Source organism: Apibacter sp. B3546, assembly GCF_009827885.1.
Taxonomy (GTDB): domain Bacteria; phylum Bacteroidota; class Bacteroidia; order Flavobacteriales; family Weeksellaceae; genus Apibacter.
The window spans coordinates 1-14,234 of record NZ_WINW01000034.1 but is presented as its reverse complement, the minus strand read 5'-3'; the positions used below and the strand labels follow the sequence as shown (position 1 = coordinate 14,234).

The 14,234-nt window shown below is 31.0% G+C and carries 10 protein-coding genes and 1 other RNA gene; 10 read left to right on the top strand and 1 reads right to left on the bottom strand.

What is annotated here, in order from left to right; all coding sequences use genetic code 11:
• Window positions 1-141 precede the first annotated feature (141 nt).
• The 3 genes from secD (at window position 142) to GFU93_RS06610 (ending at window position 4,116) form a co-directional block, all read left to right on the top strand.
• On the top strand, window positions 142-3,009 hold the full coding sequence (secD, locus tag GFU93_RS06620) for a protein translocase subunit SecD (protein ID WP_160568195.1): 2,868 nt from the start codon (window positions 142-144) through the stop codon (window positions 3,007-3,009).
• A 262-nt stretch (window positions 3,010-3,271) separates the two neighbouring features.
• Window positions 3,272-3,565, top strand: a complete 294-nt coding sequence (locus tag GFU93_RS06615; protein WP_370456883.1) for a twin-arginine translocase TatA/TatE family subunit — start codon at window positions 3,272-3,274, stop codon at window positions 3,563-3,565.
• On the top strand, window positions 3,565-4,116 hold the full coding sequence (locus GFU93_RS06610) for a phosphatase PAP2 family protein (protein WP_160568193.1): 552 nt from the start codon (window positions 3,565-3,567) through the stop codon (window positions 4,114-4,116). Before GFU93_RS06615 ends, GFU93_RS06610 begins: the two co-directional genes overlap by 1 nt.
• A 41-nt stretch (window positions 4,117-4,157) precedes the next feature.
• On the opposite strand, the gene GFU93_RS06605 is transcribed toward GFU93_RS06610, so the two are convergent.
• Window positions 4,158-5,390: a nucleoside permease gene (locus GFU93_RS06605; protein WP_160566756.1), complete on the bottom strand. Its 1,233-nt coding sequence runs from the start codon at window positions 5,388-5,390 to the stop codon at window positions 4,158-4,160.
• Between the two features lie 513 nt (window positions 5,391-5,903).
• Between GFU93_RS06605 and ffs the strand changes: the two genes are divergently transcribed.
• The 7 genes from ffs to rpmH all read left to right on the top strand — a co-directional run bounded on the left by ffs (window position 5,904) and on the right by rpmH (window position 13,994).
• An RNA gene (gene ffs, locus GFU93_RS06600) (signal recognition particle sRNA small type) lies at window positions 5,904-6,001 on the top strand.
• A 64-nt stretch (window positions 6,002-6,065) separates the two neighbouring features.
• A complete protein-coding gene (locus GFU93_RS06595) occupies window positions 6,066-7,718 on the top strand; it encodes a CTP synthase (protein ID WP_160543081.1) in 1,653 nt (550 codons plus the stop codon).
• On the top strand, window positions 7,696-9,549 hold the full coding sequence (yidC, locus tag GFU93_RS06590; protein ID WP_160568191.1) for a membrane protein insertase YidC: 1,854 nt from the start codon (window positions 7,696-7,698) through the stop codon (window positions 9,547-9,549). Before GFU93_RS06595 ends, yidC begins: the two co-directional genes overlap by 23 nt.
• Before the next feature lie 99 nt (window positions 9,550-9,648).
• Window positions 9,649-11,043 carry a class II fumarate hydratase gene (gene fumC, locus GFU93_RS06585; protein WP_160568189.1) on the top strand — a complete coding sequence of 465 codons (1,395 nt, stop codon included), beginning with the start codon at window positions 9,649-9,651 and terminating at the stop codon, window positions 11,041-11,043.
• 360 nt (window positions 11,044-11,403) lie between these two features.
• Window positions 11,404-12,396 (top strand): 6-phosphofructokinase, encoded by a 993-nt coding sequence (gene pfkA / locus GFU93_RS06580; protein WP_160568187.1) that lies wholly within the window; start codon window positions 11,404-11,406, stop codon window positions 12,394-12,396.
• 49 nt (window positions 12,397-12,445) lie between these two features.
• Window positions 12,446-13,456, top strand: a complete 1,011-nt coding sequence (gene gap, locus GFU93_RS06575) for a type I glyceraldehyde-3-phosphate dehydrogenase (protein WP_160568185.1) — start codon at window positions 12,446-12,448, stop codon at window positions 13,454-13,456.
• Between the two features lie 382 nt (window positions 13,457-13,838).
• Complete coding sequence (gene rpmH, locus GFU93_RS06570) at window positions 13,839-13,994, top strand: 50S ribosomal protein L34 (protein WP_055425699.1); 156 nt, start codon at window positions 13,839-13,841, stop codon at window positions 13,992-13,994.
• Window positions 13,995-14,234 lie beyond the last annotated feature (240 nt).

Here is a 14,234-nt window from a genome sequence, read left to right as displayed (position 1 = left end):
TTTATTTTAAAATTTTATGCATATTATTGAATGTATTTATTTTAATGAGCAAAAAAATATATAAATAATTGCCAGTCATCAAATAGACTGTTATATTTGCAAACCAAATAAAAATACATTATTTATAATTAAAACTTACCAATGAAAGGAAAAGGACTTGTTAAATTTTTTGCAATTGTTCTTGGGTTAATATGTTTGGCGGAATTATTCCCAACATTATATGTTAACCGTATAGAATCTAAAGCAAACAGTTTATCTAACGGAACGGAGGCGAGTAAAAAAGCTGAGCTTGATAAATTAGCTAAAGATACTTTGAATCTCGGAATAGTTAAGATGAATTATTATGATGCCAAGAAGAATGAAATGAAGTTAGGATTGGATCTTAAAGGCGGATTAAATCTATTATTAGAAATTTCCGAAAAAGATCTATTGTTGGATTTGGCAGATAATTCAGAAAATCCGGTATTTAGAAAAGCTTTAGATATAGCTACTTCGGAGGAAGTGAAATCCAGAGATACCTATACAGCTAATTTTTTTAAAGCATTTCAAACAGCTAAATCAGAATTAAATCAGCCGGATTTAAAATTATCCAGTCCTGATGTTTTTGGTACTAGAGATTTATCCAATCAAATTCAACATAACACAACAGACGAGCAAGTTGAAAAATATATCTCCGGAGTTATTGAATCCAAAGTTACTAAAGCAATAGATGTAATAAGAGCCCGTATCAAAAAACTAAACATTGATGAACCCAATATTGCACGAGTACCCGGTACCGGTAGAATATTAGTGGAATTACCGGGAGTTACTGATGCTGATCGTGTAAAAAAATTACTTCAGACTTCTGCGAGATTAGAGTTTTGGGAAGTGTATGATCAACCTACCGCCTGGTCCTATCTAATGGATGTTAATATAAAGGTTGCTAATAACAAATTAACTCCTTTATTGAAACCTTCTAATCGATCTAATGCGTTAGCAGTTGCTAAATTATCTGATACAGCAGCAATCAATAAAGTTATATATTCAGATAAAGCTAAAAAATTATTACCGATTGGTTTACGATATATAAAATTATTATGGGCTTCTAAACCGGATTCCCAATCTAACAACGAGTTAGAATTATATGCCATTCGTGGAACTAAAAATAACAAAGCTCCTTTAGTCGGAGCAGTTACTGAAGCAGGTTTAACTTTCGACCAATTCAACAGAATACAAATAAGTATGCAAATGGGACCGGAAAGTGCTTTGGTTTGGAAAAATATGACTGAAAAAAATATTGGTAAACCCATTGCAGTTGTTCTAGATGATGTAGTTTATACTGCTCCTAATGTCAATTCAGTAATTCCTAACGGTCAATCAGTTATTAGCGGTAATTTTACAGAAAGAGAAGCTAACGATTTGGTTGATGTTTTAAAATCCGGTAATCTACCGGCGAAAGCAAAAATTATCCAATCAGAAATTGTAGGTCCAACCTTGGGTCAACAATCTATAAACAATGGATTGATATCTATAGTTGTTTCCTACTTGTTTATTTTAGGATGGATGATATTTTATTATGGAAAAGCAGGTTTATACGCGAATATAGCTCTTATATTAAATTTATTTTATTTAATAGGTATTATGGCTTCCACGGGTGCTGTTTTAACTCTTCCCGGAATAGCAGGTATAGTACTTTCTATGGCAATGGCTGTTGATGCTAATATTATTATTTTTGAAAGAGTTAAAGAAGAGTTGAGACGAGGAAGACCTCTAAAACAAGCATTTATTGAAGGACAAAAACATGCTTTGGCAGCAATTATTGATGGTAACTTAACTACATTAATTGTGGGTATTGTGCTTTTATTTAGCACTGGACCGATCAAAGGTTTTGCGGTTACCTTAGTTATAGGTATTTTCTGTACCCTATTTACTGCAATATTTATAACCAGTATGCTTATTTATGGTTCTATGGAAAAAGGTAAAAACTTTTCTTTAGCTACAAGCATAACTAAAAACTGGTTTACCAACGTTCATTTTAAATGGATGGAAAAAAGAAAATATGCTTATATTTTCTCATTGGTTATAATGGTTATTGCCTTGGTTTCCATGTTCACCAAAGGTTTTGATAAAGGGGTAGATTACACGGGAGGAAGAACTTATGTAATTAAACTGGAAAAAAATATTTATCCGGAAGAAGTAACCGAATCATTAGAAAAATTATTTACTACTGATGGAGAATCTTCGAATATTAATGCTAAAAAATATGGAGAAGGTAATCAAGTAAGAATAACTACTAAATATGGAATGGATAGTAATGATCCGAATATTGATGTAGTAATTCGTGAAAAATTATATACAGGATTAAAAAATTATCTTCCGGCTAATTATTCTAAAGAAAGTTTTGTAAAAGGTACCCCTTATGGAATTCAATCAAGTTCAGAAGTGGGTCCTACAGTAGCCAGTGGGATCGTTAGAAATGGAGTTATTGCCGTATCTATTGCATTAGCTGGTATTTTCATTTATATTTTGGTACGATTTAGAAATTGGCAAATGTCGACCGGTGCGGTTGCAGCCTTATTACATGACTCGATAGTTGTAATGGGTGCATTTTCCGTGTTAAGTTGGCTAAAAATCATACCTTTTTCCGTGGAAATAGATCAATCCTTTATTGCTGCTATTTTAACCATTATCGGTTATTCAATTAATGATACCGTAATTGTATTTGATAGGATTAGAGAAAATAAGAAAAATAATGCGCACCACTTAATGACTTTAGAGGAATTATATAACGATGCAATTAATCATACTTTAGGAAGAACTATTAATACGGGTGTTTCTACAATTATGGTAACAGTTATTATATTCTTCTTCGGAGGTGAAACTTTACAAGGATTTATGTTTGCACTATTTTTAGGATTTACATTTGGTATGTATTCATCTATATACATAGCATCTTCTTTATCTTATGATTTAACTAAATATAATTATGATAAAGAACATTCAAATACGAAAGTATCCACTATAAAATAATATTTTATGTTGTAATAAAAAAAGGTCTTGGATTTCAAGACCTTTTTTTATAAACAATATGTATAGAGTAAGTGAATTTTGAATTTTACAGGATTGTTAGGCTTAAAATGATATTTCACACATAAAAATTCTCATTTATTATTTAAAATAATTATTACAAGCAGTTATTAGAATATAATTAATATGAATACGTTAAATTCACTTAAAATCGGACAATACATATGAGAAAGTTGTAAATTTGTAAAAAATAAATGTAGATACCGTGAGTTTTGGAGAAATTATAGTTATACTTTTAGTAGTGGTCTTATTATTTGGACCTGATAAGATTCCCGAAATAGCAAGAGGGTTAGGTCAGGGGTTACGTGCCATGAAAGATGCCACCGATAATATTAAAAGAGAAATCATGTCTCAAGTTGATGACAACGGATCAGTTAAGGAAATAGAAGATGAAATAAATGAGGCCAAAAAAAGTATGGATCAAAAGGTAAGTGAGGCTACTGATCATTTAAATGATTTTATGGATGATACGTTCGACGGTCCTGTAAAAAGAAGTTAATGGATAAAATTATAAAATGGGATGAAGAATTATTTTTATATTTAAATAATTTAGGAAGCCCAAAATTTGATGCTTTTTGGTTATTTATAACTAATGAATACTATTGGATCCCTACATATTTTTTTATATTTTTAGTTATTTTAGAAAAATATGGATGGAAAAAAGTTCTTTTAATAGGTTTAAGTATTGCTTTAATGATTTCTTTAACCGATTCTTTATCCTCATTAGTTAAAAATTGGATTCAGCGACCAAGACCTTGTAGAAATCCGGAATTAGAAGGGGTTTTTAGGCTAGTGATTGAAAAATGTAGGGGATCCTATTGCTATTTTTCCGCACATGCTGCCAATTCTTTTAGTTTAGCTACCTATTTAACTTTTCTTTTTAAAAAAGAATATAAATATTCATCTATTTTATTATTCTCTTGGGCTATTTTGGTATCTTATAGCAGAATATATGTAGGAGTACATTTTCCTCTGGATGTTCTTTCAGGAGCATTTGTTGGAGTTTTAATAGGTTGGATATTTACTAAAACGCAAAAATATATTCTTTAATAAAAATATTTTTAATTGAACATTTTTAAAATATTTAATTCTTACGAAGATTTTTTAGGGTTAAATACAAATGGAAAAATGATAAAAATTGTTAGAGAATAAGCTGCAAAAGTAAACCAAACATATGGCCAATTGGTAATGCCATTGACTGTAAAATGCTCAACCACCCATCCACTACCATAGCTTCCTAAAATAGCACCCAGTCCGTTCGTCATAATCATAAATAACCCTTGAGCGCTGGAACGCATACTTTTATCAGTTTCTTTATCTACAAACAAAGATCCTGAAATATTGAAAAAATCGAAAGCCATTCCATATACAATCATGGATAAAATTAAAAGATAAATTTTATTAGCCGGATTTCCTAATCCAAACAGTCCGAAACGTAGAAACCATGCAAACATACTTATCATAATCACCTTTTTGATTCCAAATTTTTGTAAAAAGAATGGTATTAGCAAAATACATAAAGTTTCAGAAATTTGTGATATAGATAGTAATAAGTTAGGGTGTTTAACGCCAAATGAATCGGGATATGTGGATTTAAAACTATCTAAAAAAGGACCTCCGAAAGCATTGGTTATTTGGAGTGAACAACCTAACAGCATGCAAAAAAAGAAAAATATAGCCATTTTCCTATTTTTCAATAAAACAAAAGCATCCAGGCCTAGTGCATGTACTAATCCTTTCTTATCAACATTTTTAGTTGGTGGTGTAGCCGGCATCGTAAAGGAATATAAGGCCATAATAATTCCGGCTCCCGCGCTAATAAAAAGTTGAACAGAACTTCTGGCAAAACCTAAGAAATCAACCGTCCACATAGCTGCAATAAAACCAATGGTTCCCCAAACTCGTATAGGAGGAAAATCGGTAACTGAATTTAAACCATTTTTTTCAAGAGCATTATAAGAAACAGAATTAGTCAATGATATGGTTGGCATATAAAAGCATGTATGCAGGAATAGCAAAAGATAAAATATATGGTATTCTTTAACTTGAGAAGCCATGAAAATAAATATGGCAGCTAGAATATGGCTTATACCTAATAATTTTTCAGCATTTATCCATCGGTCGGCAACTATACCCAATAAGCCGGGCATAAAAAGAGAAGTAAATCCCATAGTTGCAAATAAACTTCCAATTTGGATTCCGGTAAATCCTAAACCACCCTCAGTTATAGGTAATCCGGCATATCCTCCTAAGGATATTAACCAAGAACCCCAAATATAATATTGAAGAAAAACAAGAATAATTAGCCGCAATTTTATGCTCATTTTGTTTAGTATTTTGATCAGTAGCTAATATAGTAATTATTTTTTTTGATTAAGATAAATAAGAGTATGATATTTTGATTCATAATTGATGAACAAAAAGTATAATTATACTTCTTTTAAATAGCTTTAATTAAAAACTTTTAAATTAATATATCATTAGTGTTATCTTTTATATAAAAGGATAATTTGATGCAAAAGAAATTTAAAATAATATGTATTAAATTTAGTGAAAATTGACTTAAATTAATTATTCAATTGATGAAATTAAAATAGTAAACTTTATAAATCCTTTTCTTGAAATTTTTATATTAATAATTATCAATTAATAAATAATCTTCATCAAATTTCAAAAAGATAAAATAATATATAGCACCTAATGTTGTAAAATAAGATTATTTTTACTTGAAATCAGTATTTATTTTTAATATAATGATTCAAAAAGTGCTGTAAAAAAATATTATTCATAAAAGCCTTATAATTTTGTATTATTTATAAAAAGTTATACTTTTGCACCGGCAAGTCCTGCACAACCAGCTCCTGTGAATCCTCCAGGGTGGGAACGCAGCAAAGGTAAACGGTTGTAGCGGTGTGATGCAGGTAGCTTGCCTTTTTTTATTGGTACTGACTGAACTATTCTAAACTATATAAACTAAATTTTTTCAAAACTTTAAAATTATGTCTGACCAATCTTCTCCAAAGTATATATTTGTTACAGGTGGTGTTACTTCTTCACTTGGAAAGGGAATTGTCGCTGCATCTTTAGGAATGCTTTTAAAAGCCAGAGGGTACAAAGTAACCATTCAAAAACTCGATCCATATATTAATATTGATCCTGGAACTCTAAATCCCTATGAGCATGGAGAATGCTATGTTACTGAAGATGGAGCTGAAACTGATTTAGATTTAGGGCACTATGAAAGATTCTTAAATAGTCCTACCAGCAAAGACAACAATGTTACTACCGGAAAAATTTACCAAACAGTTATTGATAAAGAAAGAAGAGGAGACTTTTTAGGAAAAACGGTACAGGTAATCCCTCATATTACTAATGAGATAAAAAGAAGAATTAAAATATTAGGCAAAAAAGGAGATTTTGACATCATTATTACTGAAATAGGAGGAACGGTAGGAGATATTGAATCTTTACCTTATGTTGAAAGCGTACGTCAATTACGCTGGGAATTAGGATATCAAAATTCGATTGTTGTACACCTAACATTAATTCCATATTTAGCAGCCAGTGGAGAATTAAAAACTAAACCTTCTCAACATTCCGTACGTCAACTTATGGAATATGGAGTACAAACCAATTTTCTGGTATGTAGGACAGAATGCTCAATATCTAAAGAAGTACGCTCAAAATTAGCATTATTCTGTAACCTTAATATTGATAATGTAATTGAAAGTAAAGATCTTCCTACCATCTATGAAGTTCCTTTATATCTGCAAAATCAGAATTTTGATGCATTAGTGTTAAAAGAACTAGGTTTATCCACAGATAAAAAACCGGATTTAAAACAATGGAATGATTTCCTGGATAAATATAAAAATCCAAAGAGTAATGTTGAAATAGCCTTAGTAGGAAAATATGTATCTCTTCAAGATTCCTATAAATCTATTGTAGAAGCTTTAATACATGCAGGCGCTACTTTAGAAACTAAAGTAAATATTCGTTGGATATACAGCGGAGATCTTACTTATGAAAATATTTCCGATTATTTAAAAGGTGTGGATGGAGTTATAATAGCTCCCGGATTCGGAGATCGAGCAATTGAAGGAAAAATTATAGCCTGTCAATACGCAAGAGTTAATAAAATACCTGTATTAGGAATCTGTCTAGGTATGCAAATTGCGGTCATAGAATTTGCTAGAAATGTACTTGGATATAAAGATGCAGATAGTGTTGAATTTAACTTACATACCTCAGCTCCGGTTATCTGTTTAATGGAAGAACAAAAAAATGTCACCAATAAAGGAGGCACTATGAGACTGGGAGCATGGGCATGTAAACTTAAAAAAGGCTCTATAGCAGAAAAAATCTACAATGCACAAAATATAGAAGAACGACACAGACATAGATACGAGCTTAACAATGAATATATAAGTGAGTTTGAAAACAATGGTTTAGAAGCCATTGGAACTAATCCTGATACAGGATTGGTGGAAGTTATACAAGTAAAAGATCATCCATTCTTTATAGGTGTACAATACCATCCGGAATATAAAAGTACGGTAGCTTCTCCCCACCCATTATTTTTAGCATTAGTTAAAGCATCTCAAAATTATCAGATAAACAAAGTAAAGAATGCAACAGGAAAGCAAATTTGATAAAAACCAGCTGATTGGTTTTATTCTTATAGGGATTATTTTAATTGGATTTTTGGTTTATTCTAATAACCAACAAAAACAGGCAATAGATGAAGCCCAAAAATCCGAACAGCAACAAATCAAATCTGAAAATATCTCTCAGAATACCAATGATAAGTCAGCACCCGTAAAGTTAGATTCACTTGCTCAGGCTAAGGTAGAATTATTACCTTTTTCAAATGATGAAATAGAAGTTAAAGTCAGCACACAAGGAGCTCAACTACGTGAAGTACGTTTAAAAAAATGGACGGCTTATGATAAGGATACAACCATTCACAAAAAACCTTTATATCTTGTAAATAATGAAAATACCGATTTCAATATTTCATTTAAAGATAAGGCAGGTAAAATAATTAATACAAGAGATTTAGTTTTTACACCATTAACGGAAGGAAATGTAGCCGTTTTAACTGCGAATTTAGATAATACGAGTTTTATTCAATTTCGTTATGCACTGAAAGGAAAATATTCTTTAGATTTTCAAGTAGTATCGAAAGGATTATCAAAAATTACATCCCAGCATGATGCTGAATTATACTGGAATCAAAATGCGATCGCTCTTGAAAAAGGAAAATCACAAGAAACTACCTATACGGAGTTTAGATACAGTTTAAACGATTATTCACAAACTGATTACGATACAAACGGATTTACAGAAGATAAAGACAAAATAGATTGGATTAGTGTTAAACAACAATTCTTTGCAACTATTTTAGAAGCACAGAACGGATTTTACAAATCCAAAGGTACACAAGAAGCAGAAAGAGATAACCCTGATTATCTTAAGAATTTTACGTTTACAAGTATAGTTCCTATCCAACAAGGAGAAATTAATCAAAAATATACTTGGAATTTTCTACCCTTAGATTATGATCTATTGAAATCTTACAAAGCAGATAACGGAGATAGTAAACAGTTTTCATACAACATTCCATTTGGATGGATGAAATGGCTTTGTATATTTTATTTATGGACTTATGAATTTTTATCAAAATTCGGTATTGCAGCAGGTTGGATAATTTTCTTAATGACTATCGTGGTAAAATTAGTTACCTCTCCTATTATGTATAAACAATACATTCAAGGAGCAAAAATGCGAATTTTAAAACCGGAAATTGACGAATTAAACGAAAAACACAAAAATTCAGATCCGATTAAAAAGCAACAAGCTACGATGGAATTATATAGAAAAGTAGGGGTTAATCCTTTAGCAGGATGCTTACCGGCATTAATACAAATACCTATTTTCTATTCATTATTTAGATTTTTCCCGAATAATATAGCTTTAAGAGGACAGTCCTTCCTTTGGGCAGATGATCTGACCGCTTATGATTCTATTTATGAATGGACAACACATATTCCGATTTTATCAAGTATTTACGGAAATCACATAAGTCTGTTTACGATATTATACTGTTTAGTATTATTAATTTACACTAAAATGTCAACCTCTACCATGCAAGCACCTACACAAGAAGGAATGCCGGATATGAGGTTTATGATGTATTTGATGCCAGTTATGTTTATATTTTGGTTAAATTCTTATGCGTCAGGTCTCTCTTGGTATTATTTAGTATCCAATGCTATAAATATACTTTTAATCTTATTGATTAAAAACTTTATGATCAATGAAGAAAAGTTGCATGCTAAGATGCAAGAGAATAAAACAAAGCCGGGTAAGAAAAAAAGTAAATGGCAGCAAAAAATGCAATCCATGTTGGAGCAAGCCCAAGAGCAACAAAAACAGATTCAAGAACAAAAAATGAATCAAAATAAAAATAAGAAAAAGTAAATCAATCCTATAATAGAAGTAATAAAATCAGCCTTTTTGGCTGATTTTTTATTTTTGTATGATTTTTGAAATATTCATATAAAATAAAAAAACGTAACCATGAATTACCGTATAGAGAAAGATACTATGGGAGAAGTACAAGTTCCCGCTGACAAATATTGGGGTGCCCAAACTGAAAGATCAAGAAATAATTTTAAGATTGGACCGGAGGCATCAATGCCCAAAGAAATAATTGAAGCATTTGCCTATCTAAAAAAAGCGGCCGCATATGCTAATACTGATTTAGGAGTATTACCTTCAGAAAAAAGGGATTTAATAGCCAAAGTATGTGATGAAATCAGTAAAGGAGAATTAAATGACCAATTCCCGCTTGTTATATGGCAAACCGGTTCAGGAACTCAATCCAATATGAATGTCAATGAAGTAATATCTAATCGAGCATTGGTATTAGGTGGAGGTAAACTAGGTGAAAAGAGTCCCATTCATCCTAATGACGATGTAAATAAATCCCAATCATCTAACGATACCTTCCCAACAGCAATGCATATTGCAGCCTATAAAAAGGTAGTAACACATACCTTACCGGCAGTTGAAAAATTAAGAGATACATTGTTAAAAAAATCAGAGAAATTTAAAGATGTAGTAAAAATAGGTAGGACCCATTTAATGGATGCCACCCCCTTAACTTTAGGACAAGAGTTTTCCGGGTACGTAGCTCAATTGGATCATGCCATTAAAGCTATAAAAAATACCCTGACGCATTTATCAGAATTAGCTTTAGGAGGAACAGCTGTAGGGACAGGATTGAACACTCCTAAAGGTTATGATGTCAAAGTTGCAGAATATATATCTAAATTTACCGGATTGCCATTTGTTACTTCTCCTAACAAATTTGAAGCATTAGCAGCTCATGATGCAATAGTTGAAACACACGGAGCATTAAAACAATTAGCCGTTTCACTTTTTAAAATAGCTCAAGACATACGACTATTAGCATCCGGACCTAGAAGCGGAATAGGAGAATTATTTATACCTGAAAATGAACCCGGATCTTCCATTATGCCGGGCAAAGTAAACCCTACACAAAATGAAGCAATGACCATGGTATGTGCTCAAGTATTGGGTAATGATACAACTATCTCTTTTTCCGGTACACAAGGAAACTATGAACTCAATGTTTTTAAACCGGTTATGGCCCATAATTTTTTACAATCAGCCCAACTATTGGGAGATGCTTGTAAATCATTCAACGATCATTGTGCCATCGGAATTGAGCCTAATTACACAAGAATAAAAGAACTCGTTAATAATTCCCTAATGTTGGTGACAGCCTTAAATACACATATAGGGTATGAAAATGCTGCCAAAATTGCTAAAACAGCACATAAAAACGGAACAACACTAAAAGAAGAAGCAATTAAATTAGGTTTAGTAACTGCCGAACAATTTGATCAATGGGTTAGACCGGAAGATATGGTAGGAAGTTTAAAATAATTAATAAAAAATTTATGAAAATCAGCATAAATGATTTCTTATTTTACGACTACGAAGCTGTATAAATGTTGTATTATAAAGGAATATGGTATTATTTTTGATATATAAAATTGTAAATTATCAATACAATTTATTTTACTAATAACTTCCTAATATATCTAATTTAAAATGTGGATATAAAATAAATAAGTTACCTTATAATTAAAGGTGATAGCTACAAAATTAAGAAAAAATTAATTTTAATTCAATATAAAATAACATGATATATATTTTATTATACATGTCCTTTTCTTAATGCATAATCCACAAATGATTAGTATATTTGTATGATCTTAGAATGTAAAAATCTATATAAAAAACATGTCTAAAAACACAAATAAAATTAAGAAAATAGGTGTCTTAACCTCAGGAGGAGATTCTCCCGGGATGAATGCTGCCATAAGATCAGTTGTAAGAGCAGCTAATTATTATGGAATAGAATGCTGTGGAATACGAATGGGATATGATGGGTTGATTAATGATATGGTTGTTGATTTAGGTCCTCGTTCAGTAAGAAATTTAATAAATAGAGGAGGAACTGAGCTCAAATCTGCACGTTCCGATGAATTTAGAACTATTGAAGGAAGAAATAAAGCAGCAGAAACAGTAAAAAAACATAATATAGATGCATTAGTAGTAATCGGAGGAGATGGATCATTTACGGGTGGAACTATTTTCCAAAAAGAACAAGGAGTACCCTTTATTGGAATTCCCGGAACTATCGATAACGATATATTCGGTACAGATTTTACCTTAGGCTATGATACCGCATTAAATACCGTCGTTGATGCAATCGATAAAATCCGAGATACAGCAACTTCGCATAATAGAGTTTTCTTTGTAGAAGTTATGGGAAGGGATGCCGGGTTTATAGCTTTAAACAGCGGTATAGCTACCGGAGCATTGGATATACTTATACCTGAACAAAAAGATAGTATTGAAGATTTATTTTCTTCTTTTGACAATGCAAAACAAAAAGGAAAAACATCCAGTATTGTAGTAGTAGCTGAAGGAGAAAAATTAGGAGGAGTATATGATTTGGCTAAATTTACTAAAATGAAATACCCTGAATTTGACGTTAAAGTTACCGTTTTAGGTCATATTCAAAGAGGAGGATCTCCTACAGTTGCCGACAGAGTATTGGCTTCAAGGTTAGGTGTTGCTGCAGTTGAAGGATTAATGGCGGGTAGATCTAATGTAATGGCAGGAATGCAATCAAGCAAGATCGTTTTTACTCCTATAGAAGAAGCAATTAAAAAACACAATGAAATAGATAAGGATCTAATAAAAGTAGCAGATATCTTATCTACATAGATAAAATAAAAAAATTAATTTAGAAACAAACTTAAAAAAGTAAAGTATTATGTCAAAAATTAAAATTGGTATCAATGGTTTTGGTCGTATAGGACGATTAGTATTTCGTGCGGCTCAACATAATGAAAATATTGAAGTTGTAGGAATTAATGACCTTATTGATGTTGAATATATGGCTTATATGCTAAAATATGATACTGTTCATGGTAAATTCGATGGAACGATTGAAATTAAAGATGGTAAATTAGTAGTAAATGGAAATGCAATTAGAGTAACTGCTGAAAAAAATCCTGCAGATCTTAGATGGGGTGATATCGGAGCAGAATATATAGTAGAATCAACAGGTTTATTCCTTACAAAAGATAAAGCACAAGGTCACATCGATGCCGGAGCAAAATATGTAGTAATGTCTGCTCCATCTAAAGATGATACCCCTATGTTTGTATGCGGAGTAAACGATAATACCTATGTAAAAGGTACTCAATTTATTTCTAACGCATCTTGTACAACAAACTGTATATCTCCGGTAGTTAAAGTATTACATGAAAAATTTGGTATTTTAGAAGGATTAATGACTACAGTACATGCTACTACTGCTACTCAAAAAACAGTTGACGGACCATCAGCAAAAGATTGGAGAGGAGGTAGAGCAGCAGCAGGAAATATAATTCCATCTTCAACTGGAGCTGCTAAAGCAGTTGGAAAAGTAATTCCTTCTTTGAACGGAAAATTAACAGGTATGGCATTCCGTGTACCAACCTTAGACGTTTCAGTAGTTGACTTAACAGTAAATTTAGCTAAAGAAACAACTTATGATGAAATCTGTAAAGCAATGAAAGAAGCATCAGAAGGTGAATTAAAAGGAATTTTAGGATATACCGATGAAGAAGTTGTTTCTTCTGACTTTATTACAGATCCACGTACATCAATCTTTGATGCAAAAGCAGGGATACAATTAAGCCCTAAATTTGTTAAAGTAGTAAGTTGGTATGATAATGAGTGGGGATATTCTAACAAAGTTGTTGAATTGATTCAAAGAATTGCTAAAATTAACGGGTAATATTCATATTACTACTTTATAATGAATTGAAAAAAGCTATCATTAATGATAGCTTTTTTTATTGATAAGTATAAAATTGATTTCACGATAACAAAATATAAATTACCTTAATATAAAAGAACCAATCAAAATTTATTCTTTCTTGACAGAATATATAAAAATATCAACTAAGAAAAAGTTTATTATATAGTAATATATGTCATTTAAAGTTAAGAAATAACCTACAATAACCTTGTTTATGACTATAAACCTATAACTACCTTACGGTTACACCTAAAATTTTTTCACAAAAAAACAATTAAAAGTAGGAATATAAAAAATAAATGCTATCTTTGCAACCTCGAAAAAGATTAACGAATATAAAGATATAAGATAACAACCGATGAAACGTACATTTCAACCTTCAGAAAGAAAGAAAAGAAACAAGCATGGTTTTCGTGAAAGAATGGCATCAGCTAACGGAAGAAAAGTCTTAGCAAGACGTAGAGCAAAAGGAAGAAAGCAATTAACTGTTAGCGAATACAGAGCTAAAAGATAATCTGCTAGAACATATCTGAAAAATTAAAAAGACTGCTATGATAAATAAGCAGTCTTTTTGTTATATATAGTTAATATATCTTTTTAGGTTTAATTTTATATATTAGTTTATTTAGTAAAAGATTTAATAACTTGTTCGATATATATTATTATAAACTACAAAACAAAAAGCTATTCAGTAAAAGTATTAATAGTAAAGCGTACTATCTACCTATATATATAAAAAAAGTACTTGAATAAA

Coding starts and splice junctions, on each gene's coding strand:
- GFU93_RS06610 (WP_160568193.1), top strand. CDS start 3,565: ATGGATAAAATTATAAAATGGGATGAAGAATTATTTTTATATTTAAAT.
- pfkA (WP_160568187.1), top strand. CDS start 11,404: ATGTCTAAAAACACAAATAAAATTAAGAAAATAGGTGTCTTAACCTCA.
- yidC (WP_160568191.1), top strand. CDS start 7,696: ATGCAACAGGAAAGCAAATTTGATAAAAACCAGCTGATTGGTTTTATT.
- rpmH (WP_055425699.1), top strand. CDS start 13,839: ATGAAACGTACATTTCAACCTTCAGAAAGAAAGAAAAGAAACAAGCAT.
- secD (WP_160568195.1), top strand. CDS start 142: ATGAAAGGAAAAGGACTTGTTAAATTTTTTGCAATTGTTCTTGGGTTA.
- gap (WP_160568185.1), top strand. CDS start 12,446: ATGTCAAAAATTAAAATTGGTATCAATGGTTTTGGTCGTATAGGACGA.
- GFU93_RS06605 (WP_160566756.1), bottom strand. CDS start 5,390: ATGAGCATAAAATTGCGGCTAATTATTCTTGTTTTTCTTCAATATTAT.
- GFU93_RS06595 (WP_160543081.1), top strand. CDS start 6,066: ATGTCTGACCAATCTTCTCCAAAGTATATATTTGTTACAGGTGGTGTT.
- fumC (WP_160568189.1), top strand. CDS start 9,649: ATGAATTACCGTATAGAGAAAGATACTATGGGAGAAGTACAAGTTCCC.